Genomic DNA, 26,857 nt, shown 5'->3' on the forward strand with positions numbered 1-26,857 from the left:
GCACCGTCCGCCTCCACCCATGAAGCGTCCGGGGCGACCCGAACGTGCAGCCGGTGCTCGAAAAATATTACGGTCAGTATCGATCTGATTGCAGCTGGTTCAATCATCGATCGTCTCGGACGGGAGCCGGGAGCGACCGGACCCGCCGCCCCCTGTCGATGTCAGTGCCTTTGGCTACCGTGCCTCTCATGCCGGATGCCGACGACGTACGCCGTACCGCCCTCTCCCTGCCGGACACCGCGGAGAAGATCGCCTGGAGCATGCCCACCTTCCGGGTCGCGGGGAAGATGTTCGCCACGCTGCCCGAGGAGGAGACGTCCATCGCGGTGCGCTGCCCGAAGGAGGAGCGCGACGAACTCGTCCTGGCGGAGCCCGGCAAGTTCTGGATCGCCGACCACGAGGCGGGTTTCGCCTGGGTCAGGGTCCGGCTCGCCGCCCTGGAGGACGGCGACGAACTCCGCGACATCCTGGCCGACTCCTGGCGCCAGGCGGCTCCGCCCCGGCTGCTCGATGCCTACCCGGAGCTGGGACTTCCGAGGGCCGACTGACACGCATGTCCGCTCGGGTCCCCGCGGGTCCGCGTGGGGGCGGACTCAGGGGCGCGGTCGGCCCGAGGCGCTCAGGAAGCCGCCGATCCGCTCGCGCAGGGATCCCGCGTCGAGGCCGTGCGCGGTCAGGTGCTCGTCCACGGTCCCGTACCTGCGCAGCTCACGCCGACGGACTCCGAGGCCGAGGACACGGTGGGGTACGTCGGCGAGCGCGTCGCCCGCGGCGGCCGTGGACGTACCGGCCAGGTACGGCTCGACGAGGACGACGTCGGTGCCCGCCGCCTCCGTGGCGCGGCGCAGGGCCTGCCCGTCGAAGGGCCTCACGGTGGCCGCGTACAGGACGGTGACGTCGAGTCCCTCCGTGGCGGCGAGTACGGCGTCGAGCATCGGCCCGACGGCGACGACGACCCCTGCGCGCCCTTCCCGGACGGTACGGAAACGGGCCCCGTCGACCGGCAGGCCCTGCGCGTTGGACTGCACGGACAACCGCACGTACACCTTGTCGTCCCCGGCGGCGACCGCCTGCCGCAGCAGCTGCTCGGCCTCGTCCGGATGGCCGGGAACGTGCACGGTCCAGCCGTCCAGTGTGTCGAGCAGGGCCACGTCGCCGGGTGCCATGTGGGTGAAGCCTCCGGCGGGCCAGTCGAAGGACGCGGCAGCGCTCACCAGCACCGCGCCCACGTCCTGGTGTCCGAGGTCCAGCTTGACCTGCTCGAACGGCCGCTCGACGAGGAAGCTGGCGAAGGTGTGCACGACGGGCCGCAGACCGGTCAGCGCCAGGCCCGCGCCCGCCCCGACCAGGAGCTGTTCGCGGATCCCGACGTTGATCACCCGATCGGGATGCCTGCGCCGGGCTTCCGTGAAACCGTCCTTGCCGATCTCGGCGAGGACGACCGCGACCCGAGGGTCCTCGTCGAGCAGCCGCGTCATGACGGGGGCGAAACGATCACGCATGGTGTCCATGGAAGGGGGTCCTTTCGGGGGAGGGGGCACGGGATGAGGAGAGGGGTGCGTCCGGAGCCGCAGATGCCTTGCATGTCTCAGGTGCCGCAGGTGCCTCAGTCGTCCCGGGCGTCTCGGGCGTCTCGGATGCCTCAGGCGGACTTGGGCTCGACCCGGGCGACCACCACGTGCGGGCGACCCGGGTGGGGCGCGGTGAAGGCGGCGTACAGCGCCTCGTGGTCACGGCCGTCGACGGTCAGGGCGGACCAGCCCGCGGCCTCGAACCGGGCGGCGATACCGCCGGGCCGGGCATGACTGGCGGAGGAGTTGTCGATCACCACGGTGTGCAGCCGGTCGAGACCGGTCGGCCCGGCGTACGCGATCGCCTCGTGGTTGCTGCCCTCGTCCAGCTCCGCGTCGCCGACCAGCACCCACACACGGGGCTCGCCCAGCCCCTGCGCGCGCAGGCCCAGCGCGGTGCCGACAGCGATCGGCAGCCCGTGCCCCAGCGACCCGCTGCCGATCTCGGCACCGGGTACCAGCACCCGGTCCGGGTGGTGTCCGAGCGGTGAGTCGTACGCGCCGAAGTCCGACAGCCACTCCACGGGCACGAAGCCCTTGGCCGCGAGCACCGCGTAGTACGCCATCGGCCCGTGCCCCTTGGAGAGCAGGAACCGGTCCCGCTCCGGATCGTCCATCCGCTCGGGCCCGACCCGCAGCACCCGGTCGTAGAGCACCCACAGCGCGTCCAGCGTGGACGTCGCCGCGGGTCCGTGCTTCTCGTCGCCGGTCATCAGCCCCATCAGGCGGGGCAGGTCCTGGTACGGGTGTCGGCGTTCTGCCTCGATGATCGTCATGCCGACGATCGTGCAACCTCAATCAAACTTCAGGTCAAGTGTCGCCTCGAAGTCTCCTCCCCCCGTGGCCCCGCGCCCCGGTCGGCCCCGAATAAACGGATGCGCGACCATCGCCCCGAGTGCGGTATTGTTTCCGTGCGCGTTCGGCCAGGGGAAACCCCAGGTCAGACGGGCAACGGGACGTGGCGCAGCTTGGTAGCGCACTTGACTGGGGGTCAAGGGGTCGCAGGTTCAAATCCTGTCGTCCCGACCAGCTTCACAGCAGGTCGGAGGCCGTCTTCTCGGCGATGAGAAGACGGCTTTGTCGTGTCCGCTCCTTCACGGATCTCCAGGAGCCACCAGGTGACGGGCAGCTCGTAGATGCCGTACGCCTGTGAGTCCTCCTTGAACTTCAGCTCCGAGACGTCGACCGCGAGCCGCAGGGTCGGCACCCGACGGAACAGTGTGCTGAACACGATGTGGAGTTCGATACGGGCCAGCCGTTGCCCGATGCACTGGTCCGAGCCCCAGCTGAACGCGACATGCTGCGCCGCCCGGCGGGCGAGGTCGAGCTTCTCGGGCTCGGGGAACGCCGGCGGATCCCGGTCGGCGGCCGACAGGGCCGCGAGCTGGTCGGGGTTCTGGAGCAGCAGCGCGGTGCCCAGAGTGATCATGTTGGCGCTGGTGTCGCGGCCGGCGACGAGCAGGATGTGCTGCCCCAGGGAAGTGGCCTCCGCCAGGCTGAGATCGCCCTCCTTGAGGCGCGCGGCAAGGTCGGACAGGACGTCCTCGGCGGGGTCGTCCATCGTGGCCTCGATGAGCCCGGAGATGTAGCGGCGCAGCTCCCTTGTCGTCTCGGCTGCGTCTTGCGGTGTCTTGAACCGCGCGTTGGTGACGCCGGCGTGCTCCTGGAAGAACTCGTGGTCCTCGTAGGGCACTCCGAGCAGCTCACAGATCATCAGTGACGGCAGGGGCAGGGGCAGGGGCAGGAGGCAGGGCCGTGTTGAGGTCGGTGGGGTCGGGTCCCGCCGGCATCTTGTCGATGAGGTCGTCGGTGATCTGCAGAAAAGACTGCGCGGAAGAGGCACGCGGGCGCATCGGGAAGGGTGCGATCGGGCCGCCCGGGCTCAGGGGCACACGCCTGTTCGGCCGGGTCGCGCAGGCGTGCGACGTGCGCCGTTGGCCGATAAAAACGCTTGGACTGCGCGGGAACCCTCGCGGGACACTGCCATTCCTGGCCCGCCGTACTCGCACGTGGGTGTCGCCGCGGGCCCGTCGTCGTACCCCGCCCATCGCAGGACGACCCGAGCGAACGCGCTCACTCGAAACCGAAGCTCCACAAGGCCACTGAGGCAACGGAATCTCCCCGGAGAAGCACGCGGCAGGCTGCCGCACGACCACACAGGGTTGGGATGGGATCGCCTGAATCGCGCGAGGGTTCACCGAGCAAAGGCTCGGTGCTCCTCGCCCTTCGCTATTACGGACGGGAGTTGGCCCGGCTCCGACGGCTGACCGCCCCCGCCATGCTGCTGCCGGCGCTCGGCAACATCGGCATCAACTACATCGCGCCTCTGATCGTCGCGAAGCTCGTCGGCCGGATCGCCGGCGACGCCGGCATCTCCATCGGCTCGACGCTGCCGTACGTCCTCGGCTTCGGCGGCGTCCTGCTGCTCGCGGAGATGCTGTGGCGCCTCGGCCTGCACTGCCTGAACCGTCTCGACGCCCTCGGTATCGAGCAGTTGTACGTCATCGGCATGGACGAGCTGTTCGCCAAGGACGCCGCGTTCTTCCACGACAACTTCGCCGGGTCACTGACCAAGCGGGTGCTGAGCTTCGCCTCCCGCTTCGAGGAGTTCGTCGACACGATGACGTTCCAGGTCGTGGGCAGCTTCGTGCCGCTGGTGTTCGGGGCGGTGGTGCTGTGGCGCTACGAACCGCTGCTCGTCGTCGGGCTCCTGGCGATGATCGCGCTGACGGCGGTTTGCGTGCTACCCCTCATCCGCCGCCGTCAGGCGCTCGTCGATCAGCGCGAGGAGGCGATCGCCCGGGTGTCGGGCCATGTCGCCGACAGCCTGATGAACATGGACACGGTCCGGGCGTTCGCCGCCGAGGAGCGTGAGGCCGCCGAGCACCGGTCCCGTGTCGCGGCCTCGCGGCGGCTCATGCTGCGGTCGTGGGACTACGGCAACCTGCGCATCGACACACTGGTCGCGCCGATGTCCGTACTGACCAACGCGCTGGGCCTGCTGCTCGCGGTCGCGCTCGGCGGAGGCAGCCAGGGCGTCGAGGCGGTCGTGGTCGCCTTCACGTACTACAGCAACGCGACGCGGATCATGTTCGAGTTCAACCAGATCTACCGCCGCCTGGAGAGCTCGATGACGGAGGCCGCGCAGTTCACCGAACTGCTGCTGAAGCCGCCGACCGTACTCGACCCGAAGGCGCCGGAAGCGCTGCTGTCCCGGGCCGCCGACGTCCGCTTCGAGCAGGTGACCTTCGCCCACGCGGGCGCGCAGCCGCTCTTCGAGGGACTCGACCTGGCCGTGCCCAGCGGGGCGAAGATCGGTCTCGTCGGCCGGTCCGGCGGGGGCAAGACCACGCTGGCCCGGCTGCTGCTGAGGATGACGGACATCGACTCCGGACGCATCCTGATCGGAGGGCAGGACATCAGCAGGCTGCGCCAGGCCGACCTGCGCGGGCTGATGGCCTACGTGCCGCAGGACCCGGCGATGTTCCACCGCACCCTGCGGGACAACATCGCCTTCGCCCGGCCGGACGCCACCGAGGCCGAGATCCGTCGCGCTGCTGAGGCGGCGCATGTCACGGAGTTCGCCGACGCGCTGCCGGACGGCTTCGACACCATGGTGGGCGAGCGCGGGGTCAAGCTGTCCGGCGGACAGCGCCAGCGGGTCGCACTCGCCAGGGCGATCCTGCGCGACGCACCGATCCTGCTGCTCGACGAGGCGACCAGCGCGCTGGACTCCGAGAGCGAGATCCTCGTACAAGAAGCGCTGTGGCGGCTCATGGAGGGCCGGACGGCGCTCGTCGTGGCGCACCGACTGAGCACGGTCGCCACCATGGACCGGCTCGTCGTCCTCGACCGCGGACGCATCATCGAGCAGGGCACGCATCAGGAACTGCTCGCGTCGGAAGGCGCCTACGCGAAGCTGTGGCAGCACCAGTCGGGCGGTTTCCTCGACGACAGCCAGGAGCCGGCCGACCTGCACTGAACGCGAACCCGGCGGGCGTGGGGTCCCCCCGCGCCCGCTCGGCGGCACCCGCTCCCCGATGTCCACTCCGGTGTCCACTCCGGGCACCGATTGACGAAAGCCGCAGAGCCCCCTTTTCGGATGTCGTTGAGGATCTGACTACTCATCAATGTTCGCAAGTACTCCTCATATTGACGGTCCGTCACGAGTTGGGGCGATGATACGATCGCCGCACTTGCCGAGCGGGCTATGGGCACAAAACGACTCTTCCGGCCAAACGACTCTTCTGGCCAACTGTGCGGCCCGAACGGTAAACCCTGCGCAGTGGGCTGTCGGCCCGCCGCGCTGACGGATTTCAGTAGCTGGCTGTCAGTCGCTTGAAGAGAGTCTTATGACGCAATACATGCAGGACCCGGCTCTCTGGGCTCTTATCGCTGGTACTCCGCTTGCAGCTACCGCCATTATTCGCGGAAAGCGGTCTGCGCGGAGTTTAAGGCAGGGAAATCAAGAACTCAGGGATCACTACGCTGAGCTTGAGAATCAATATTCGGCCTCGGTGAAGAAGGCTCAGGAGCAAGCCGAAGAAGCAACGAGAACCGCGCTCAAATCGGCGATGCGGACGCTTCAGGGTCTCGCCGCCGAACAGCAGTTGGCCATTTCCAAACTGCAGAGCAAGTATGGCGAGTCGGTGATTCTCCAGGACCTCCTGGAAATCGACCACATGAACTCGCAGTTCGGGCGGCGCGCACAGTCCATCGCGGTGCTCTGCGAAGGCTGGCTGGGACGGCAGCGTGACGTCGCGTCGGTATACGACGTGGTCCGCAGCGCGCAGGGCAGGATCCGGCACTTCCAGCGGGTCGAAATCCTTTCGCAGGTCGATTTCGCGGTCACCAACCGAGCCGTCGAACCGGTGGCGCTGGCCCTTGCGGAACTGCTCGACAACGCCACGAGCTACTCGGCACCGGAAACCAGTGTCGAGATCAATGTCCGTGCCGTACCCAAGGGCATCTGCATCGTCGTCGACGACGCCGGTGTCGGCATGAACGAGGAGGAGAAGGCCCGAGCGGCGAAACTCCTTTCGAGTGAGCGGGCCTCGGGTGTCTCCGGGCTCGGCAATCCTCCGCAGTTCGGCTTCGCGGTGATCGGTGTGCTCTGTGAGCGCTACGGCTTCACGGTGTCCGTCGACTCGACCTCTCCCTACGGGGGTGTGCGAGCGGTGGTCCTGCTGCCGGACGAGCTGCTCACGAGCATGCCGCAACCAAAGGAGCGAGCACAGACTGTGAGCACTGTTCCCTCGCTGAACCCGAGCGGCCCGGAACCCGCCGCGGCCGTGTCCACGACCGCCGACGGTCTTCCCAAGCGCCGCCGCAGGCGGGCCATGGCCATCGTGCCGCCGAGTTCCGAAACCACGGGCGCCCCCATGACCACGGGCACCCCGATCCGCTCCGAAGAGGAGACCGCCTCGATCATGGGTGCCTTCCAGCGCGGCACGCAGTCCGGTCGAGCCGCGCTCCCGGAGCCTGCGGGCCGCACGAGCAACGCACATGACGCAAGCAGCGAAGGGCATGAGGTTTCGTGAACAACGATCTGTCATGGATGCTTGACGGCGTCCTGGAGATTCCCGGGGCTCTGCACGCGGTCCTGGTCTCCGCCGACGGGCTCTTGATGGCGTCCTCGAAGGGGGTCGGAAGGGACCACGCGGACACCGTCGCCGCCGCGATGAGCGGTGTGCAGTCACTGAGCCGCTCGATCGGGTTCTTCTGCGACGGGTCCGATCTGAAGTGGCGGCAGACGCTCGTCGAGTTCGACGGTGGCTGGGTCTTCCTGATCTCCGCCGGTGACGGCGCGTACCTCGCGGTCTCGGCCTCTCCCGACGTCGAGATGGGGGAGATCACCTTCCGTATGCAGCAGCTCGTCGGCCAGCTGGGCAAGGCGCTGACGACTCCGCCGCGCGAGAACATCGGCGCACGCCAGTGACCGATTCCGAGCGGCAGGAGCCCGAGGCCGCGGAGTTAGTGCGGCCGTACGTCATCACCAATGGCCGGGATCTTCCCGACGGCGACCAGTTCTCCCTGATCACGCTGGTCACGGCGGCCGCCGACCATCAGCAGCGGCCGGCCCGGCTCTCCCCGGAGGAACAGAGCCTGCTGGAGATGTGCTCCGGCGGCTACCTCTCGGTCGCCGAGATCGCGGGACACCTGCGCCTGCCCATGGGCGTGGTGAAGATCCTTCTCAATGCCCTCGCCGAAGGCGGTTACCTCATCACGCGCGCGCCGGTGGCGCGCGCCCGCCTGGTCGACGAGCAGATTCTTCAGGAGGTGCTGGATGGTCTCCGGGCCCGTTTTGGATGAGAAGGCGTACGTCCGCGGTGGAGCGGCGCAGACCGCCGTGAAGATCCTGATCGTCGGGCACTTCGCGGTGGGCAAGACCACCTTCGTCGGGACGATGTCGGAGATTCCTCCGCTGTCCACGGAGGAGACGATGACGCAGGCCGGCGAGGAGATCGACGACCTCAAGGGCGTCCGCGGCAAGACCACCACCACGGTGGCCATGGACTTCGGACGCCTCACGATCAGTGATCACGTCGTGCTGTACCTGTTCGGTACGCCGGGCCAGCAGCGGTTCGTGCAGATGTGGGAGGACATGGCGCGCGGCGCTCTCGGGGCGCTCGTGCTGGTCGACCCCGAGCGGCTGGCGGATTCCTTCGCCGTCATCGACCTGATCGAGCAGTACGGACTCGCCTACGCCATTGCCGTGAACCACTTCGACGGCACGCCGCTTCGTGGCGAAGAGGCGCTGCGTGAGGCGCTGGACCTGCTCCCCGACACCCCGGTCGTCACCTGCGACGCTCGCGACGAGAATTCATCAGCAAGCGCCCTGATCACCCTCGTTCACTATTTGCAGGACCGTGCCCGCTAGGAGCAAGCATGAACACTGAATCCACCGTCCCCGTGCCACCACCCGGCTGCCCGGCTCATGCCACGGGTGAGCCGGTGCCGTTGCACGGGGCGGAGTTCGCGGCCGATCCGCAAGCCTATTACGAGTACATGCGTCACTACGGGCCGACCGCTCCGGTCGAACTCGCCCCCGGTGTCGAGGCGACCCTTGTCACGGATTACTCGGCGGCGCTCCAGCTGCTCCAGAACGCGGGTGCCTTCCGGAAGGACTCGCGCCGCTGGCGGGATTTCAACGAGGGCGAGATCAGTCCGGACAGTCCGGTGCTTCCGCTTCTCGTGTACCGGCCCAACGCCATGTTCAGTGACGGGGCCGACCACATGCGGCTGCGGCAGGCCATCACGGACAGCTTCGCGCGTGTCGATTCGCATTGGCTGAGCCAGAGCGCCGAGCGGGTCTCCAATTACCTCATCGCCCAGTTCCACACCCGTGGCTCGGCCGATCTGCTCAACGACTACGCCAAGCTGCTGCCGCTTTTCGTGTTCAACGAACTCTTCGGCTGCCCCGCGGAGATCGGCGACCGGGTCCTCTTCGGTATATCCGGCATTTTCGACGGTGTGAATGCCGAGAAGGCGAACGAGGTACTGGGTCAGGCCGTGGGCGAGCTGGTGGCCCTCAAGCGGTCCCGGCCCGGCGACGACGTCACCTCCTGGCTGATGCAGCATCAGGCGCGCCTGACCAACGAGGAGATGGCCCATCAACTCGTCCTGCTCCTGGGCGCCGGTGCGGAGCCGCTGCGCAACCTCATCTCCAACACCCTGCATCTGCTGCTGACCAACGACCGTTACGCGGCAGGCGGGTTGATCGAAGAGGCCATCGACACCACGCTGTGGAAGAACCCGCCCATGGCGAACTACGCGCCGCACTACCCGGCGGCCGACATGGAGTTCGGGGGACAGAAGCTGGCGGCGGGCGACCTCGTGCTGGTCAGCTTCGCGGCCGCCAACTCCGACCCGGCGCTCGCGGCGTCCCGGCACGCGTCGAGCAACCGCTCCCACCTGGCGTGGAGCGCGGGACCGCACGCCTGCCCGGCCAAGGACCCCGCCCGGCTCATCACCGTGACGGCCATCGAGAACCTCTTCAACCGGCTGCCCGACGTCGAACTGGCCATACCCGAGGACAGTCTGACCTGGCGTCCGGGTCCCTTCAACCGGGCGCTGGCCGCGCTTCCGGCCCGTTTCACCCCCGTACGGGCCGCCCGGCAGCCCGACCCGCAGCACCGCCCGGAGACCACGGCGCGCGGCGACCAAGGAGGTGCGCAGGGCCGGCAGGAGCGTGGTGGGCTGTGGAGTTCGTTCCTGTCCTGGTGGAAGGCGTGAGATACGCAACAGCTGCCAACATCCTCGCACTGCATCAACATTCAACCGGAGGGGTAGGGAAGAGCGCGGCAATCGTGTTGATCACAAGTTAAGGAGGTGTCGTGGAGCCCTCGACCACAGACGCCACTTCAGCACAGCACTCCGCAGCCATGCTCCGCCCCCGACGACAGACCTCCCAAGGGAGCTTCGACCCCCGCGCCATACCCGTCGCACCACACAAGCCGGATGGCGAGATACCCGCCCGCACAGGCGGGTATCTTTTTGCCCTCCTTCCCGGGCCCACCCGCCGGGAGGGCCGGTGATCACCTTCCGTACAGGGGGTGGACCGGTCACGGACACGCAGCCGCTCGGCGGTTACGTGGCCGACCAGTTACTCCGACTGTGCCAAGCCATAGGTCTCGAACCGTCCGACGGCGAGATCTACGCGCGTGTCCTGACCGACTGTCTCGGTCCCGTCGCGGAGCGTCCGTTGGACGAACCGCCGACCTACCCGAGTTTCCTGTCCGACGACCACACGCCGGTGGAGTACTCCCTCGCCTTCGTGCCGGACGCGCCCCCGACCCTGCGTGTGTTGCTGGAACCGGGGTACGGCGCCGAAGGCCTGGCGGAGAACGGGCGCGTCGGACTGCGGGTGGTCCGGGCCATGGCGGACCGCTGGGGCTTCGCCACCGACCAACTCGACCGGCTGGAGGACCTGTTCTTCCCACCGGCCCCCGAGGGCCCGCTGGCGCTGTGGCTGGCCCTGGAGTTGCGGCCCGGCGGAGTCCCCAAGGTCAAGGTCTATCTGAACCCGGCGGCGTCCGGGGTGGACCGGGCCGCCGAGACGGTGCGTGAGGCACTCGACAGGCTCGGCCACCGGCAGGCGTTCGCCGCGCTGCCCCAGGCCGACGGCTATCCGTTCTTCGCCCTCGACCTCGGGGACTGGGAGACACCCCGGGTGAAGGTCTACGTCACCCATCGCAACCTGGCCGCCGCCGACGCGGGTGAACTGCCCCGCACGGACCCCGGGCCACGGCCCGAGACCGTACGGGAGTTCCTGCGGGTCGCGGCGGGTCTCGACAGCTCGCCGCAGCACTCCGGCGCCGGGAAAGGCGTACGGCTGGAGGGGCGCCCCGTGCTCTCCTGCCACTCCTTCACGGAGTCCGGGACCGGCCTGCCGAGCGGCTTCACCCTCCACGTGCCGGTCAGGGCCTACGTCCGGCACGACGGGGAGGCCTATGCGCGAGCGGTGGCCGTGCTGCGCCGACACGGCATGGACACCGCGGCGCTGGACCGGTCGCTGGCCACCGTCACCTCGCGGCTGCTGCACGACGGCGTGGGGCTCATCGCCTATCTGGCGCTGGTGTACGAGCGGGGCCGACCGCCCCGTGTGACCGCGTACATCTCCTCGGAGGCGTACGCGGTACGGCCGCCGTTGCCGGCGCAGCCGCCCCCTCAGACGTTCTCCCCCCATCGCACGGCCGGTACCGAGCCGCGCGAGACCCTCCACTCAGTAGGAAACGGAAAGGCAGGAGCAGAAATCAGGATGGAGCCGTACCGGATCAAGGTCGTCGAACCTATCCCGCTCACGACCCCCCAGCAGCGCAAGGCGGCACTCGAACGAGTGCACTACAACCTGTTCGATCTGCGCGCGGAAGAGGTGACCATCGATCTGCTGAGCGACTCGGGGACCGGTGCGCTGTCCTCGGCGCAGCTCGCCGTGGGCATGGCCGGTGACGAGTCCTACGCGGGCTCGCGGTCCTTCTACCGCTTCCGGGACACGGTGGCGGAACTGACCGGCTTCAGCCACATCCTGCCGGCCCACCAAGGGCGTGCGGCGGAGCGACTCCTGTTCTCCAACCTCCTCAAGCCCGGCGACACCGTCCTGTCCAACACGCACTTCGACACCACCCGCGCCAATGTGGAGCTGGCGGGCTGTGTGGCCCGCGACCTGCCCTGCGCCGAGGCGCGGAACCTGGACAGCTCGGAGCCCTTCAAGGGGAACATCGACCTCGAGGCCCTGGAGCGGGGGCTGACCGAGACGACCGGCTCGCGTGTCGCCGCGGTCGTCATGACCATCACCAACAACGGCGGTGGCGGTCAGCCCGTCTCCATGGAGAACCTGAAGCGGACCTCCGAACTCTGCCGCCGGCACGGTGTCCCCCTGATCCTGGACGCCGCCCGGTTCGCCGAGAACGCGTGGCTGGTCACCCGGCACGAGGCGGCCTACAAGGACCGCACCCCGCGCCAGGTCGCCGAAGAAGCGTTCCGTCTGGCCGACGGCTGTGTGATGAGCGCCAAGAAGGACGGCATCGTCCACATCGGCGGCTTCATCGGACTGAACGATTCGGAACTCGCCCAGAAGTGCGAACTCCTCCTCATCGCCACCGAGGGGTTCCCCACCTACGGGGGGCTGGCCGGACGCGACCTCGACATGATCGCCCAGGGCCTCCAGGAGGTGACCGAACCTTCCTACCTCGCGGAGCGGGCGGAGAGCGCCGACCACCTGGCCCAGCGGGTCCGCGCCGCCGGCGTGGACATCCTGGAGCCGCCCGGTCTGCACGCCATCTACCTCAACGCGGGCCGACTTCTGCCCCACATACCGCCCCACCAGTACCCCGGCCACGCTCTCGCCTGCCGGCTCTACCTGGAGGGTGGCATCCGGTCGGCCGAACTGGGGTCGCTGTACCTCGGCGAGGAGGACGAGGACGGGAACCCCGTGAAGAGCCCGCCGTACGAACTGGTGAGGCTGGCGCTGCCGCGGCGCGTCTACACGCGCAGCCACTACGACCACGTCGGCAGAACCCTGGAGAGCATCGCCAAGAACGCGGAGTCCGTGCACGGCTACCGGATCGTGGAACAGTCCCCGATCCTGCGGCACTTCCGCGCCAAGCTCCAGCCGGTGACCGTGTAGCGGGCGGGGGAAACGCCGTCCTGAGGCCGCTGCCCGGTCGCGTCGTGAACGACGTGACCGGGCAGCGGCTCGTCGGCGATCGGCCGCTCCTACCCGAAGTGGCTGTCGGTGATCTCCCCGTCCTCCGTGGCCGCGTGGGCGACGCAGCGGAAGGCGCGCAGTCCGTCGGACCACTGCTGGGCGGTCGGCGGCAGGATGTCCGTACTCCACCGGCCGGTGACGGCCCGTCCGGTGGCCGTCCGGGACTTCAGCATGACCTCCTGTGAGCACAGCGCCTTGACGGTGGGGTGCTTGATCAGGTCCCGGGCGTTGTTCGTCATCCCGTCCTTGGGCAGCGGGGCGATGGCGAAGGTCTCCCACACGTGCTTCACCCGGCAGTCCGCGAGGCTGACGGTGATCGTCCCCGAGATGTCGGTGATGCCGCTCCAGCACTCGGGGGCCGTGACGCACCGGCCGCCCGCGCCGTCGACCGCGGCGGCGGGACACTCCCGGGCGGTGGTCGACACCCCACCGAACCCCGTGTTCGCGGCGGACGTGGTGCCGGACGGCCGGGACGCGGTCGAGGGGGACTTGGGGCTGTCGGACCCCTCACCCCGGTGGGTGATCACGGCGACCGAGACGCTCACCGAGACCGCCACCGCCGCCACCGCGGCGATCAGTCGGGGGCGCCGCCTCTTCTTCTGCCGGTCCCGCTGCGCCGGGGCGGTGGTCGTGCCCGGCGGACCGGGGTCGGGCGGCGGCGTGGTGTCCCGTAGCACGGGGACGGTGGTGGTCCGGCCACCCGGTACGGGACCGAAGCCGACCCGGCCGGCGCTGTCCACGTCGACGGCGGCGAGCGCGTCACGCAGTGCCCCGGCGTCGGACAGCCGACGCGCCGGGTCCGCCACCAGGGCCCGCCCGAGCACCTCGTTGAGGGCCGCCGGCACTCCCGGCAGGTCGGGGTAGGGCCAGGTGTGCCGCACGATGAGTTCCGCGAGACTGAGCTGGGTGCCGTCCTCGGGGAAGTGCGGCGGGCGGCCCCTCAGCAGGGCGTAGACCGTGGCGGCGAGCGAGTACACATCGCCGGCCGGGGTCGGTTCGGCCAGGTGGAACGCCTCGGGCGGAGCGTACGCGGGGGTCAACGCCTCCCGGGTGACCGACAGTTCCCGGTCCGGCCGGGGCATGGCCGCGAGGCCGAAGTCGGCGAGCGCGACACCGCCGTACCGGTTGACCAGGATGTTGCCGGGTTTGATGTCCCGGTGCAGCACCCCGGCGGTGTGCGCCGCGGCCACCGCGTCGGCTATGCCCACGCCGATGTCGCGGGCCTCCTTCACGGACAGAGGACCCTGGTGGTGCAGACGATCACCCAGGGAGCCGCCGGGGCACAGTTCGAGCACCATGTACGGGCGGTTGTCGCCCAATACCCCGGCGTCGTACACCGGGACCACGTGCGGATGCCCGGAGAGCTGCCCGGCGGCGGTGACCTCCCGCATGAACCGCTGCCGGTCGCGGGGCGAGTCGAGCACCCTGCTGTCCACCTTGAGCGCCACCTCGCGGCCCACGGCCAGCTGTCGCGCCCGGTACACCGTGGCGAACCCGCCCTGGCCCAGGACCTCCTGGATCTCGTACCCGGCCAGTTGCATTCGTTCGAACCGCATCGTGCCCGTCATCCCCCAGCGCAGGACCACCCCCGCGGCAGCAGGTCTGACCGGGGACCGCGCCGACTGTAGCGGAGGCCTACGTCAGGACAGCCGGCCCACGTGGGCCAGGGCCTGCTTGAGGAGGGCTCCGTGGCCGCCCGGCATCTCGCCCAGGACCGCGGGTGACGAGGCCTCCTCGGGGCTGAACCAGACCAGGTCGAGGGCGTCCTGCCGGGGGCGGCAGTCGCCGGTCACCGGGACGATGTAGGCGAGCGAGACCGCGTGCTGGCGGGGGTCGTGGAACGGCGTGACGCCCACCGTGGGGAAGTACTCGGCGACGGTGAAGGGCTGGAGCGAGGTCGGGATGCGGGGGAGCGCCACCGGGCCGAGATCCTTCTCCAGGTGGCGCAGGAGGGCGTCCCTGACCCGCTCGTGGTGCAGCACCCGGCCCGAGACGACGGTGCGGCTGACCGTCCCGTCCGGCCCTATGCGCAGCAGCAGTCCGATGCTGGTGACTTCGCCGTTGTCGTCGACGCGGACCGGCACGGCCTCGACGTACAGGATCGGCATGCGTGCGCGTGCGCTTTCGAGTTCGTCGGGCGTCAGCCAGCCCGGCGTGGTCTCGGTCATGTCAGACATTGGGTGATCATACTTTCAACCCTTCCGGATCCGCGCGCAGTGCTCGCCGTGGTGTCTGGTGGCCATTGTCATCACCCACAACGTGCGCGCGGTGGAACGGATACGCCGACTGGCCGGATCGTTGGAGAAGGCCGCCGGATGAGCAGGGCAGCCGTCGGGCCAGGAGGGCAGCCGTCGCGTCAGTAGGGCAGCCGTCGCGTCAGTAGGGCAGCAGGCGACCCGACGGTGTCCTGCGGTCGATCGTCACCTCGCGCCCGGTGGCGGGGCGACGGCTGGGGCGAATGCGGATCTGGCGGTTCATGGCGGCCTCCTCGGACTCGTACGACCAGCTTCCACGCCGCCGCGCTCACGCGCGTCGTGCTCACGGGTCACCCGCACCTCTCCCTGGGGAGCAGACGCGCGACCCGGTCGTACTACCAAGGAGGGATGCCGACCCTGGGGCACGGTCCGGCGCGATGCCGTGCTCTCCGGGCTTATCCCCATTCCGCGTTCGCGTACTCCGTCGCCGTGCCACCGGCGAAGTCGCGGCCGCTGAGGTGGACGTGCCCGAGGCGGCCGCGACTTCGCCGGGCGCCGCCATCCGAGTGAAGGCGGTCTTCCGTGCGCCCCGGGTGGACCTCGTCCGTGCGCCCCACGTGAACGTCGTCGAGGGTTAACCCTCGTTTGCCCCCGACCTGCATGACATGTCTGGGTCAAGCTGCCATTCTTCTTCCTCACCTGCCGGACAGGCCTCACACGGTCCGCGCAGGGGCCCCGCACTGCTCAGCTCGTCCCGGTCAGCACATCCCGTCTGCCCGGGTCTGTCACCGGTCGTCGACGCGCGGCCGCAGCAGTAGGAGTACGAGTGAGACGAATCCCCCGTCAGGCGGTCGCGGCCGGAGCGCTGGCAGCCACCGCCGCGTTCCTGGCCGTCGGCATACAGACGGTCCCCGCGGCCGCCAAGCCTGCCGCCCCCCACCCCAGTCCGCTGCGCACCGGAGGCCTGGAGGCCAAGCTCACCCCTGCCCAGCACTCGGCACTGCTGAAGAGCGCGGCACAGAAGACCACGGCGACCGCCGGCACCCTGGGCCTCGGGGCCAAGGAGAAGCTGGTCGTCAAGGACGTCGTCAAGGACCAGGACGGCACGCTCCACACCCGCTACGAGCGCACCTACGCGGGCCTGCCGGTGCTGGGCGGCGACGTGATCGTCCACACCCCGCCGGCCTCTCTCGCCGCCGGCACGGTGAGCAGCACCTTCAACAACAAGCGGACCATCAAGGTCGCCTCCACCACCGCGACCTTCACCAAGTCCGCCGCCGCGAGCAAGGCGCTGAAGGCCGCCAAGTCCCTGGCCGCCGAGAAGCCCACCACGGACAGCGCCCGCAAGGTGATCTGGGCCGGCAGCGGCACCCCGAAGCTTGCCTGGGAGACCGTGATCGGCGGCCTCCAGGACGACGGCACCCCGAGCCAGCTGCACGTCATCACCGACGCCACCAGCGGCCAGGAGCTCTACCGCTACCAGGGCATCAAGACCGGCACGGGCAACACCCAGTACAGCGGCACGGTCACGCTGAACACCACGCTGTCCGGTTCGACGTACCAGCTGTACGACACCACGCGCGGCGGCCACAAGACGTACAGCCTCAACAACGGCACGTCGGGCACGGGCACGTTGATGACCGACTCCGACGACACGTGGGGCACCGGAGCCGGCTCGAACACCCAGACCGCCGGCGCGGACGCCGCCTACGGGGCCCAGGAGACCTGGGACTTCTACAAGAACACCTTCGGCCGCAGCGGCATCAAGAACGACGGGGTCGCCGCCTACTCGCGCGTCCACTACAGCTCGGCGTACGTCAACGCCTTCTGGGACGACAGCTGCTTCTGCATGACCTACGGCGACGGTTCGGGCGGCACCCACGCGCTCACCTCGCTCGACGTGGCCGGGCACGAGATGAGCCACGGCGTCACCTCCAACACCGCGGGCCTGGACTACACCGGTGAGTCCGGCGGCCTCAACGAGGCGACCTCCGACATCTTCGGCACCGGCGTGGAGTTCTACGCGGGCAACTCCAGCGACGTCGGCGACTACCTCATCGGCGAGAAGATCGACATCAACGGCGACGGCACGCCGCTGCGTTACATGGACAAGCCGAGCAAGGACGGCGGCTCCGCGGACAGTTGGTACTCCGGCGTCGGCAACCTGGACGTCCACTACTCCTCGGGCCCGGCGAACCACATGTTCTACCTGCTCTCCGAGGGCAGCGGCACCAAGGTCATCAACGGCGTCACGTACAACAGCACGACCTCCGACGGGGTCGCTGTCGCCGGCATCGGCCGGGCCGCCGCCCTGCAGATCTGGTACAAGGCGCTGACGACGTACATGACGTCCAGCACCAACTACGCGGGCGCCCGCACCGCCGCCCTGAACGCGGCCACCGCCCTGTACGGCGCGAGCTCCACCCAGTACGCGGGGGTGGCGAACGCCTTCGCGGGCATCAACGTCGGCAGCCATGTCACGCCGCCGTCGAGCGGGGTGACCGTCACCAACCCGGGCAGCCAGTCCTCCACCGTCGGCACCGCGGTGAGCCTGCAGATCTCCGCCAGCAGCACCAACACCGGCACGCTGAGCTACGCCGCGACCGGGCTGCCCACCGGCCTGTCGATCAACAGCTCCACCGGAGCGATCACCGGGACGCCGACCACCGCCGGGACGTACAGCAGTACGGTCACCGTCACGGACAGCACCGGAGCCACCGGAACGGCGTCCTTCACCTGGACCGTCAGCTCCTCCGGAGGCGGCGGCACCTGCACCTCGACCCAGCTGCTCGGCAACCCGGGCTTCGAGTCGGGCAACACCACCTGGACCGCGACCAGCGGTGTCATCACCAACTCCAGCAGCCAGGCGGCGCACGCCGGTTCGTACAAGGCCTGGCTGGACGGCTACGGCTCGACGCACACCGACACGCTCTCCCAGTCGGTGACGATCCCGTCCGGCTGCAAGGCCAGCTTCACCTTCTACCTGCACATCGACAGCGCCGAGACGACCACCAGCACCGCCTACGACAAGCTGACGGTCACCGCGGGCACCACCACGCTGGCGACGTACTCCAACCTCAACAAGGCCACGGGGTACGCCCAGAAGACCTTCGACCTGTCCTCGTTCGCCGGTACCACCGTCGCCCTGAAGTTCAGCGGGGTCGAGGACTCCTCGCTCCAGACCAGCTTCGTCGTCGACGACACCGCCGTCACGACCAGCTGATCGATCCGATCGACACCGTCTGACGCCTCCCCGGCAACAGCCGCGACGTGGGTCACCCGCCAGGGTGGCCCACGTCGCGTCGGTGTGTCGTCGTTCCCGTGATGTCCGTCGTTCCCGTGAAGTCGTCGTTCCCGTGCCGGCTCAGGCGAGGGCGAGGAAGAGCTTCTCGAGTTCGGCCTCGGACATCGGGGGCGTCTCGTCGTCGGCCGCGGCCATGCACTGGCGCATCCCGCTGGCGACGATCTTGAATCCGGCGCGGTCGAGGGCGCGGGAAACGGCGGCGAGTTGGGTGACCACGTCCTTGCAGTCGCGGCCGGCCTCGATCATGGCGATGACGCCGGCGAGCTGCCCCTGGGCGCGGCGCAGGCGGTTGAGGATCGCGGTACTGGCTTCCTCGTCGACGGACATGGCCATGGGGTGGGTCCTCCTCGGGGTGGTGCTGTTGAGTTTACCCCCTGGGGTATCAACGGGGCGGCCGTCCGATCGCCTCCACCGGTCGGTCCGCCCGGTCCGATGACCTTCTTTATCGCGGGATCGTCAACCGGCTGGTGCGCCCGGGTGACCGCCGGGGGGACGCCGCCGAGGGGGCGAGGGTGCCGAGCCCGGTGGCGAGAACGAGCCAGACGGCCGCGACGACTTTCGGGATGGCGGTGGCCCCTTGCGGCGGCCCGGCCCGTGCCTGGGCCCTCACCGTGGTCCGAGGTCGGCCTCCGGGTGCCCGTCCGCGGTCGAGGAATTTGGCGCGATCGACCCCCGCGCCGCTGAGGCGGATGTGATTTCGGCCCCCTTTTGGTGCGGCCCCGCTCATGGCGTGACGTTTCCGCAGACATGAGGGGCCGCAGGTGCATGCATGAAATGTGTAGCACGGTATGGGGTACGCCGGAACGCGGTCCTCCGTTTTCCATGCGGATGAGTGGTCCGTATTCCCTCTGGTTTGTTGGTGTGTTGACTCGGAAAAGAACCTTCGCGACGGGTGGGGATAGGCCGTGCGAATATTCTGATTCGCACCAGGGAATCAAGCTCGGGGTCATGAGTCACAGGGAATTGCTAGACCACTTAGATGAGCGCGGAATCGCCGATCAAGGGATTGATCGAGCGAGCCGCGAATCCCAGGAAGAGGTGCGGCGCGAGTTCTCCTGGGGCGTGATCGCCAGCCACCGGGAGCGACTGATGAGGCTGGTCCGCCGCCGGCTGCCGAATGCCCAGGACGCGGAGGACTGCGTTCAGGAAGCGATGCTCAGAGCGGCGGCCCACGGCAATCTCGACCAGGACCGGATCGGTCCCTTTCTGACCTCGGTCGCCCTGCGTCTTTGTGTGGACCACTACCGCGAACTGGAGCGAAGACGGCGACTGTTGCGCCGCGCGGCGGACGTGGGCGGACCCGAGCTGCCGGACGAAGGCGTGTGCGACCAGGACTTCGGACGCTGGCTGCTCGGCCAGGTGCACCTGCTGCGGGGCCGGGAGCGACAGGTGGTCCTCGCCCGCGCCCATGGGATCTCCACGCTGGAATTCGCCCGCATGCACCAGATCTCGGTCAAGGCGGCCGAAGGCGCGTTCACCCGGGGGCGGGCTCGGCTGCGGCTGGTCTGCGCCAGGGCCCTCGACGGCGCCGCGGCATAACGGATTTCCGCCTTCCTTCCGCGTCCGGTGCAGGCCGGGAGCGGGGAAGAAAACGGCTCCCGAATTCCGGGAGTGCGGATGAAATGGAAAGGGTAGTGACCGTGAGCAAGAATAACACCCAGGACACCATCAAGGATTTCATCGGCGATATCGCCGACAGCACCAAGAAGGCATTCGACGAAATCCTCGACCGGAAAGGTGATGATTCGCATTCCGCGGACTGGCTCACCCCGGGGAATCCGTATCAGGCGTTGAACGGGCTCCCCGGAGATGTGCTGCGGACGGTCAGCGCGCTGTCCGCCCTCGGCGGCGTGGCCAACCCCGTGGCCGCTCTCGCCAACGCGGCCAACGCCGCGGCCGGCCTCGGCGCCGCCAACCCGCTCGCCGCTCTCGCCGGCGCGGCCCCCAACCCGCTCGCTGCCCTGACGGGCGGCGGCGCGAACCCGCTCGGCGCCCTCAGCGGTGCCAATCCGCTGGGCGCGCTCGGACAGGTCGCGGGCGGGGCGGCCTCGGCCGTCTCGGGCGCGACCGACATGGCGGAGGGCCTGGCCGCGCTGCCCCGGCAGATCGCCCAGCTCTCCGAGCTCGTCGCCTCCCTGGTGAACGTGCTGGAGGGCGTCCAGGGGGTGGCCGGCGCCATGGCGGGCGCCGGGCGGGCACCGGCGGCGAGGAAGAGCGGCTGATCCGCCGCTGATCCGGGGCTCACCGGGCGCGTACCGCCTCACCTCGGGTGAGTGATCGCGCCGCACGACCCACGTGCGTGGGCGATCGCACGGATGACCGACGGAACTCGTCAGGCACAGGAGGTTGTGACACATGGGTGCCATGCTCGGCAATCGGCTCCGGCTGGTTGTGAAGGTGCTGGGAAGCCTCGTCGCCGACGAGGTCGGCCAGGTGACGCGGGAGCGCCGGCGGTCCCGGCAGGACTCGAACTCCCCGGCGGAAGGCGAGGCCTCCGCCGGGGACGGGACCGCCTCCGCGGACGGGGCACGCCGTGCGAAGGCGGTGCGGCACGCCCTGGAGAGCCTCGGCCCGTTCTATGTGAAGCTCGGCCAGATCCTCTCCACCCGGCCCGACATGGTGCCTGCCTCCATGATCGGCGAACTGCAGAACCTCCACGACCAGGTCGACGTCCAGCCCTTCGCCCTCTTCGAGCCCGTGCTCCAGGAGGAGCTGGGACTGGACTGGAAGCGCCGCTTCGACGACATCGAGACGGTCCGCCCGCTCGGGGCGGCCTCGCTGGCCCAGGTCTACCGGGTGACCCTGCCCGGCGGCCGGCCCGCCGTGGTGAAGATCCAGCGGCCCGGGATCCGGGACACCGTCCGCGCGGACATGGCCCTGATGCGCAAGGCGTCCCGGATCGTCGCCCGTACCGCACCCCGCTTCAACGAGGTCATCGACGTCGAGGCGATGCTCGGCTCCATCTTCGACGCGATGGAACCCGAGCTGGACTTCACCGGCGAGGCCCGCAACATGGACGAGGCCCGCGAGAACATCCGCCGCTATCCGTCGCTCTCCGTGCCCCGGGTCGTCCACGCCACCACCAAAGTGCTGATCCAGTCACTGGCACCCGGCACCTCCGTACGCCATCTCGACCGCCGCTCGTTCAGCGACCGGGAGCGCACGGACATCGGCAAGGACCTGCTGCGCTTCATGTACCGCGGGTACTTCGTCGACCGGATGTTCCACGCCGACCCGCATGCGGGCAACGTCTTCGCACTGCCCGGCGGCCCGGCCACCCTCATCGACTGGGGCATGGTCGGCCGCCTCGACCGGCGCACCAGCCTCCAGCTGCTGCCCCTGCTCATGGCCATCGCGCAGAACGACGGCCACGGTCTCGCCCACGCGTGGGCCGACATGGGCCGGGTCACCGCCTGGTCGAACCTGCCCGCGTTCGCCGCCGACATGGCCGCGCTGGTCCCCAAGGTCGCCACCGCCTCCCTGGAGGACATCAACTTCGGGGTGTCCCTGACCACCGTCCTGGAGAAGGCGACGCGGCGGGGCATCGGCTCGGCGCCCGCCATCTCCCTGCTCGGCAAGTCCTTCGCGAACCTGGAGGGTTCGGTGCGCTGTCTCGCGCCGGACATCGCCCTCGCGGAGGTCTTCAAGGCGGAGGCGCGCGGGATCATCCTGGCCCTGATCCGCGAGTACTTCTCCGTGGACCAGGTCGCCCGCAACACGATGGACCTCCTCTCGGCCGCCGCGTCCGCCCCCGAACAGTGGCGCGGGCTGCTCTCCGACGCGGCCAACCGTCAGTTCGCGCTCCAGCTCCACGAGCCGCACACGCCCTCGTCGATGGGCGGACAGCGGCCCTGGTCACCCTCCCGCGGGCTCATGGCGCTGGGCGCCGCGGCCCTGTTCCTCGACCGCCGCCGCACGCCCCGCTGAACCACCCACCATCCGATCCACCCTCGACAACCGCCCCATCCACAGCCCATGTCAACCGCACGCACAAAGGAATCACCCATGCCCATGCAGCAACACGACGCTCAGCGCGAGGCGGCTCCCGGCGCCCTGGACGGGGTCTCGGAGACGGCCCTGTGGACCGTCCGCATGCGGGCCCATGAATCCGCGCGGGCGGACGCCCTCTTCGACGACCGGCTCGCGGGCGAGTTCCTGAACGCCGCCGGGGCGGCCGGCGCCCCGCCGGGAGCCGGCGTCCTGCAGAAGGTGCTGCCCGACTGGCTGGCCGTCCGCACCCGCTTCTTCGACGACCACCTGCTCGCCACGACCCGGGAGGGACGCGCACAGGTCGTCCTGCTGGGAGCGGGACTCGACACCCGTGCCTTCCGGCTCGACTGGCCCGCCGGAACCCATTTCTTCGAGGTCGACCTGCCGGCCGTACACACCTTCAAGTCACGGGTCGTCGACGGACGTACGCCGGACACCGCCCGGCGCACCACGGTCGCCGCCGACCTGCTCGGCGACTGGCGCGGCGCGCTGCTCGCCGCCGGGTTCGACCCCGGCCGGCCCACCGCCTGGCTGTGCGAGGGGCTGCTCTTCTACCTGGCACCGGAGGCGGTGGAGCGTCTGATCGGCACGGTGAGCGCGCTCTCCGCACCCGGCAGCAGCCTCGGCGCCGAGTGCCTCAACGCCGACACCGCCGACTCGCCCTTCGTGAAGCCCTGGCTGGAGGCCCTGTCCGGCTCGGGGACACCGTGGGTGTGGCACCTCGCGGACGCGGAGCGCTGGTGGGGCGGCTACGGCTGGCAGGCGCGCGTCGCGGACCTGCTGGCCCTGCCGTACGCCGTCGAGCGGTTCGCCCCGCATCTGGCCGCGTTCTCGGGGGTCGAGAAGGACAGCATGATCCTGGTCACCGCGACGATTCCGGAGGGCGGGGCGACCTCGGCGGGCGGGACGAGCCCGGACGACGGGACGAGCCGGGACGACGGGACGAGCCCGGTCGGCGGGCGGTGACCGTGGACGGGCACAATCTCTGCCAGACCCCCACCACCTACCGGCTGCTGCGCCTGGAATACCTGCTCGGGCTCCTGGTGGCCGCGGGATTCTTCCTCGCGCATCTGGCCGAGGTGCGCTGGTGGGTCGCCGTCGTCCTGTTCGTCTACGTCGACGTCATCGGCTATCTGCCGGGCGCGCTCGCCTACCACCGCAGTCCCGACCAGCAGGTCTCCCGCGTCTACTACGTGCTCTACAACACCATGCACAGCCTGAGCGTGCAGGGCGCGGTCCTCGGCGCCTGGGTCCTGGCGTACGGCTGGGAGTGGGCGCTGCTGGTCCTGCCCATCCATCTCTTCGGGGACCGGGCGCTGTTCGGCAACTTCGCCAAGTCGTTCACCGTGTCCTTCGAGCCGGTTCCGCACCCCGCAGTCCAGGGCCCGCTGCGGGACTTCGCCACCGTCCCCTGGCACCAGGCGGCGGTGCGGTGAGCGCCGCACAGGCGCCGGCCGACACGGAGGCGTACGAGATGCTGCGCCGGTACGGCAGCCACAGCAGCGCCTTCCTCGCGATGAACAGCGGGAACCGCCGCTTCCACACGGACGGTGTCGACGGCTTCGTCCCGTACCGGGAGGCCGGCCGACGACACCTGTTCCAACTGGGCGGACCCGTGTGCGCGGTGGAGGACCGGCCGAGCCTGCTGAGCGCGCTGCTCGCACGGGCCGGCAGTGAGCGACGCCGGGTCGCCGCCGTCCAACTCTCTCGCCCGCAGGCCGAACTGCACGCCGGACACGGCTTCGTCGTCAACCAGTTCGGCGCCTCCTTCAGCATCGCGCTCGACGGATACAGCCTCGGCGGACAGCGCATGGTCAAGGTGCGCAACATGGTCAACCGGGCCCGCAGAGAAGGGGTTTCGGTCGCCGAGGTGCCCGCCGAGGAGCGGGACGGCGCGAAGGTCACCACGGCCCTCGACGCCGTGGACGCCGCCTGGCTGCGCGCCAAGGGCCGACGCGTCAAGGAACTCGAGTTCCTGATCGGCGAACGCGGCGGCCCCGGCGCACCGCACCGGCGCCTGTTCACCGCCGTCCACGAGGGACGGACGGTCGGCTACGTGTCGTACTCACCGGTCTTCGGCGAACACGCCGGCTGGCTGTACGACCTCACACGGCGGCTCCCGGACGCACCGCCCGGCACGGTGGAGCTGCTGTTCGCCACCGCCCTGCGCCAGTTCCAGGACGAGGGCTGCGGCTGGCTGCACCTCGGCTTCACCCCGTTCGTCCAGCTCGGCCCGGACACGGCCGGGCCCGGCCCGACCAGCGCCTTCCTGCACCGCTGCGTGGAGGTGCTGGCGGCCAAGGGGCGCGCCATCTATCCGGCGGCCGCCCAGGAGTCCTTCAAGCTCAAATGGCGCCCACAGCTGATCGAACCGGAGTACCTGGCCTTCCAGGGCCGGGTGAGCCCCGGCGCCGTCTGGCAGCTGATGCGCCTCACCAAGTCGGTCTGACCCGCTCCAGGGTCCCGGCCGTCCGCATGACTCAGAAAGGCTGAAATGACCACATCCATCGAGAAGTTCCCGGTGGAGGCCGACCGGCACCGCGCCCCGGGTCTCCTGGAAGGCGCGCTGCGCACCGAACTGACACCGGAGGGCTGCGACCTCGGCTACTGGTTCCGGGCCGTACCGGAAGGCACCCTCGGCGGCGATCCCCTGGGTCGCTCCCCGGACGTGCCGGTGCCGGACCACATGATGGTGGACGGGCCGCTGCGCCAGGCCGTCATGCAGGAGCTCGCCTTCCGCTCGATGGCGGAGGAGAAGGCGGCCCGCGCCATCTCCTTCCTCGTCGCGTACGCCCCCGACCTCTCCGGGATGGACTTCTACACCTCCCAGCTGATGGACGAGGCCCGCCACGCCTACGCCTTCCGCGGCCACCTGCTCGAACTGGGCGTACCGCAGGGCGAGTTGGCGGCCACCATGGAGTCGCTCGCCGGGGTCGACCGGGACGCCGTCCTGAACCCCCTGGAGGAGTTCGGGCTCGCCGTCATGGAGAAGGAACGCGACTACATCGGTGGCGTGATCACCCTCACCGTCCTGGTGGAGGGGGTCCTCGCGCCCACCGCCGAGCTGAGCGAGCGCAAATGGCGGCCCTTCGACGCGCCCGCCGCCGAGATCGAACGCGCCGCCGGCATCGACGAGATCCGGCATCTGTCCGTGGGCACCACGATCGTCCGCCGCCATGTCCGGCAACACCCGGAGGACCTGGAGCGGATCGGTGAACTCGTCGCGCGCGGGATGCGGTTGTGGTCGGAACTCCCGGTGCAGCAGATGACCTTCCGCCGCGAACAGCTCTATCAGCAGGGACTGGACCAGCACCGCGACCTCGCCGGCGACTACGAGCTGTGGCCGGGCCGCCGCCTGGTCGACACCACCGCCGAGGAACGGATGCTCGCCGCCGCGGAATGGTCGCGCGTCACCCAGGAAGCGCGCCTCACCGACATGGGTCTGACCCCGTGAACAGGCCATGCACACCCGCCCGCGTCGCGGGCGTCCCACAACGGAAGGGTCGGTGGCACACCGATGACCGACAGCCCGGCAGTCAACTCCTCACCGTATGAACCGGCCGCACAGGACGAGGACTTCCGCGAACTGACCCGGCGCGTCCAGGCCGCCGGGCTCATGCGGCCCCGCACGGGCCAGTACGTGACCGGGATCGCGGTGGTCTGGTTGATGAACGCCCTCGGCTGGGCCGCGCTGGCCTTCTCCGGCGGCACCTGGTGGAAGGTGGTCCTGGCCGCGGTCTGGCTCGCCGTCTGGCACGAACAGCTCGCCTTCCTCGTGCACGACGCGGGACACCGTCAGATCACCCGGTCCCGCAGGTTCATCCAGGCCCTCGGCCTGGTCCACGGGAACCTGATGCTCGGGGTCTGCTTCGGCTGGTGGGTGCAACATCACAACCGGCACCACAACCACCCCAACCACCTGGAGCTCGACCCCGACATCCTGCGGCGCGTGGCCATCTTCGCGCCCGAACAGGCCCAGGACCGCAAGGGATTCGCCCGCTTCCTCGCGGCCAACCAGCGCTATCTGTTCTTCCCACTGCTGGGCCTCGAAGCCCTGGTGCTGCGTGTCGCCGGCGTCATCGCCCTGCGCCGCCGGGCACTGCGCAAGCCCCTCTTGGAGGGCGGCCTGATGGTGCTGCACGCGGTGCTGTTCTTCGGTGCGCTCTTCGTGCTCCTGCCCTGGCCGTCCGTCCTGCTCTTCCTCGCCGTCCACCAGGTCCTCCTCGGGTATCTGCTCGGCCTCGGTTTCGCCATCAATCACAAGGGCCTGCCGACCCGCGTGGGCAAGGAGTGGAGCTGGCTGGAGCGCCAGGTCCTCACCGCGCGCACCCTGCCCACCGGCTACATCGGCGACTTCTTCTTCGGCGGCCTCAACTACCAGATCGAGCATCACCTCTTCCCCGGCATGCCCAGGGCGGCGCTGCGCCGCGCCTATCCGCTCGTCAAGCAGTTCTGCGTCGAGCGGGATATCCCGTACGTCGAGACGGGCGTCCTGGAGTCGTACCGCGACCTCGCCGAGCATCTCGGCTCCGCGAGCGAGGTTCTCCGTGGCACCACGACCACGGCGTGAAGGAAAGGAACCAGACGC

General features: G+C 69.6%; 23 protein-coding genes and 1 tRNA gene. 18 read left to right on the top strand and 6 right to left on the bottom strand.

What is annotated here, in order from left to right:
• Nucleotides 1–188 precede the first annotated feature (188 nt).
• A complete protein-coding gene (locus tag OG798_RS44535) occupies nucleotides 189–548 on the top strand; it encodes an MmcQ/YjbR family DNA-binding protein (protein ID WP_121414198.1) in 360 nt (119 codons plus the stop codon).
• Nucleotides 549–593: 45 nt separating this feature from the next.
• On the opposite strand, the gene OG798_RS44540 is transcribed toward OG798_RS44535, so the two are convergent.
• Together OG798_RS44540 and OG798_RS44545 are read right to left on the bottom strand one after the other, a co-directional pair.
• A complete protein-coding gene (locus OG798_RS44540) occupies nucleotides 594–1,511 on the bottom strand; it encodes a transketolase family protein (RefSeq protein WP_121414197.1) in 918 nt (305 codons plus the stop codon).
• A gap of 131 nt (nucleotides 1,512–1,642) precedes the next feature.
• Nucleotides 1,643–2,347, bottom strand: coding sequence for a transketolase (locus tag OG798_RS44545; RefSeq protein ID WP_121414196.1), 705 nt, complete (start codon nucleotides 2,345–2,347; stop codon nucleotides 1,643–1,645).
• Between the two features lie 176 nt (nucleotides 2,348–2,523).
• Here OG798_RS44545 and OG798_RS44550 point away from each other — a divergent pair.
• Nucleotides 2,524–2,600 (top strand) — tRNA-Pro (locus tag OG798_RS44550).
• On the opposite strand, the gene OG798_RS44555 is transcribed toward OG798_RS44550, so the two are convergent.
• Entirely contained in the window at nucleotides 2,563–3,285 is a 723-nt protein-coding gene (locus OG798_RS44555) for a cytochrome P450 (protein WP_267063624.1), read from the bottom strand. The two genes, OG798_RS44550 and OG798_RS44555, sit on opposite strands and share 38 nt — an antisense overlap.
• Nucleotides 3,286–3,738: 453 nt before the next feature.
• On the opposite strand from OG798_RS44555, the gene OG798_RS44560 reads away from it, so the two are divergent.
• The 7 genes from OG798_RS44560 (at nucleotide 3,739) to OG798_RS44590 (ending at nucleotide 12,699) form a co-directional block, all read left to right on the top strand.
• Nucleotides 3,739–5,553 carry an ABC transporter ATP-binding protein gene (locus OG798_RS44560; RefSeq protein WP_097223898.1) on the top strand — a complete coding sequence of 605 codons (1,815 nt, stop codon included), beginning with the start codon at nucleotides 3,739–3,741 and terminating at the stop codon, nucleotides 5,551–5,553.
• A 370-nt stretch (nucleotides 5,554–5,923) separates the two neighbouring features.
• Nucleotides 5,924–7,111, top strand: coding sequence for a sensor histidine kinase (locus OG798_RS44565; protein WP_075030323.1), 1,188 nt, complete (start codon nucleotides 5,924–5,926; stop codon nucleotides 7,109–7,111).
• On the top strand, nucleotides 7,108–7,509 hold the full coding sequence (locus tag OG798_RS44570; protein WP_054232692.1) for a roadblock/LC7 domain-containing protein: 402 nt from the start codon (nucleotides 7,108–7,110) through the stop codon (nucleotides 7,507–7,509). The genes OG798_RS44565 and OG798_RS44570 overlap by 4 nt, the downstream gene beginning before the upstream one ends.
• A complete protein-coding gene (locus tag OG798_RS44575; RefSeq protein WP_054232691.1) occupies nucleotides 7,506–7,883 on the top strand; it encodes a DUF742 domain-containing protein in 378 nt (125 codons plus the stop codon). Before OG798_RS44570 ends, OG798_RS44575 begins: the two co-directional genes overlap by 4 nt.
• Complete coding sequence (locus tag OG798_RS44580) at nucleotides 7,858–8,451, top strand: GTP-binding protein (protein ID WP_095851307.1); 594 nt, start codon at nucleotides 7,858–7,860, stop codon at nucleotides 8,449–8,451. Before OG798_RS44575 ends, OG798_RS44580 begins: the two co-directional genes overlap by 26 nt.
• Nucleotides 8,452–8,459: 8 nt before the next feature.
• The gene (locus OG798_RS44585; protein ID WP_267063625.1) at nucleotides 8,460–9,806 is read left to right on the top strand and encodes a cytochrome P450; all 1,347 of its coding nucleotides are present in this window, start codon (nucleotides 8,460–8,462) and stop codon (nucleotides 9,804–9,806) included.
• Between the two features lie 301 nt (nucleotides 9,807–10,107).
• Nucleotides 10,108–12,699: a tryptophanase gene (locus OG798_RS44590; protein ID WP_413253674.1), complete on the top strand. Its 2,592-nt coding sequence runs from the start codon at nucleotides 10,108–10,110 to the stop codon at nucleotides 12,697–12,699.
• An 89-nt stretch (nucleotides 12,700–12,788) separates the two neighbouring features.
• Here OG798_RS44590 and OG798_RS44595 read toward each other — a convergent pair whose 3' ends face one another.
• Both OG798_RS44595 and OG798_RS44600 read right to left on the bottom strand, forming a co-directional pair.
• Nucleotides 12,789–14,336: a serine/threonine-protein kinase gene (locus OG798_RS44595; protein ID WP_267063627.1), complete on the bottom strand. Its 1,548-nt coding sequence runs from the start codon at nucleotides 14,334–14,336 to the stop codon at nucleotides 12,789–12,791.
• Nucleotides 14,337–14,420: 84 nt separating this feature from the next.
• Nucleotides 14,421–14,948 carry an NUDIX hydrolase family protein gene (locus OG798_RS44600; RefSeq protein ID WP_060899080.1) on the bottom strand — a complete coding sequence of 176 codons (528 nt, stop codon included), beginning with the start codon at nucleotides 14,946–14,948 and terminating at the stop codon, nucleotides 14,421–14,423.
• Nucleotides 14,949–15,801: 853 nt separating this feature from the next.
• On the opposite strand from OG798_RS44600, the gene OG798_RS44605 reads away from it, so the two are divergent.
• Complete coding sequence (locus OG798_RS44605) at nucleotides 15,802–18,198, top strand: M4 family metallopeptidase (protein WP_267063628.1); 2,397 nt, start codon at nucleotides 15,802–15,804, stop codon at nucleotides 18,196–18,198.
• Between the two features lie 141 nt (nucleotides 18,199–18,339).
• Here the strand turns inward: OG798_RS44605 and OG798_RS44610 are convergent, their stop codons facing one another.
• The gene (locus tag OG798_RS44610) at nucleotides 18,340–18,606 is read right to left on the bottom strand and encodes a metal-sensitive transcriptional regulator (RefSeq protein WP_095857593.1); all 267 of its coding nucleotides are present in this window, start codon (nucleotides 18,604–18,606) and stop codon (nucleotides 18,340–18,342) included.
• Nucleotides 18,607–19,341: 735 nt separating this feature from the next.
• On the opposite strand from OG798_RS44610, the gene OG798_RS44615 reads away from it, so the two are divergent.
• From OG798_RS44615 to OG798_RS44650, 8 genes are all read left to right on the top strand, one after another.
• Nucleotides 19,342–19,818 carry an RNA polymerase sigma factor gene (locus OG798_RS44615; RefSeq protein WP_382131433.1) on the top strand — a complete coding sequence of 159 codons (477 nt, stop codon included), beginning with the start codon at nucleotides 19,342–19,344 and terminating at the stop codon, nucleotides 19,816–19,818.
• 101 nt (nucleotides 19,819–19,919) lie between these two features.
• Nucleotides 19,920–20,501 carry a hypothetical protein gene (locus OG798_RS44620; RefSeq protein WP_267063629.1) on the top strand — a complete coding sequence of 194 codons (582 nt, stop codon included), beginning with the start codon at nucleotides 19,920–19,922 and terminating at the stop codon, nucleotides 20,499–20,501.
• A 133-nt stretch (nucleotides 20,502–20,634) separates the two neighbouring features.
• Nucleotides 20,635–22,206 carry an ABC1 kinase family protein gene (locus tag OG798_RS44625; RefSeq protein WP_267063630.1) on the top strand — a complete coding sequence of 524 codons (1,572 nt, stop codon included), beginning with the start codon at nucleotides 20,635–20,637 and terminating at the stop codon, nucleotides 22,204–22,206.
• A gap of 78 nt (nucleotides 22,207–22,284) precedes the next feature.
• Nucleotides 22,285–23,235: an SAM-dependent methyltransferase gene (locus OG798_RS44630; protein WP_267063631.1), complete on the top strand. Its 951-nt coding sequence runs from the start codon at nucleotides 22,285–22,287 to the stop codon at nucleotides 23,233–23,235.
• Between the two features lie 2 nt (nucleotides 23,236–23,237).
• Nucleotides 23,238–23,705, top strand: a complete 468-nt coding sequence (locus OG798_RS44635; RefSeq protein WP_067362687.1) for a hypothetical protein — start codon at nucleotides 23,238–23,240, stop codon at nucleotides 23,703–23,705.
• Nucleotides 23,702–24,718: a DUF2156 domain-containing protein gene (locus OG798_RS44640; protein WP_323138774.1), complete on the top strand. Its 1,017-nt coding sequence runs from the start codon at nucleotides 23,702–23,704 to the stop codon at nucleotides 24,716–24,718. Before OG798_RS44635 ends, OG798_RS44640 begins: the two co-directional genes overlap by 4 nt.
• A 45-nt stretch (nucleotides 24,719–24,763) precedes the next feature.
• Nucleotides 24,764–25,723, top strand: coding sequence for a VlmB-like protein (locus OG798_RS44645; protein WP_121414192.1), 960 nt, complete (start codon nucleotides 24,764–24,766; stop codon nucleotides 25,721–25,723).
• A gap of 63 nt (nucleotides 25,724–25,786) precedes the next feature.
• Nucleotides 25,787–26,839 carry a fatty acid desaturase family protein gene (locus OG798_RS44650; protein WP_267063632.1) on the top strand — a complete coding sequence of 351 codons (1,053 nt, stop codon included), beginning with the start codon at nucleotides 25,787–25,789 and terminating at the stop codon, nucleotides 26,837–26,839.
• Nucleotides 26,840–26,857 lie beyond the last annotated feature (18 nt).

Source organism: Streptomyces sp. NBC_00271 (genome assembly GCF_036178845.1).
In the GTDB taxonomy this organism is placed as follows: domain Bacteria; phylum Actinomycetota; class Actinomycetes; order Streptomycetales; family Streptomycetaceae; genus Streptomyces.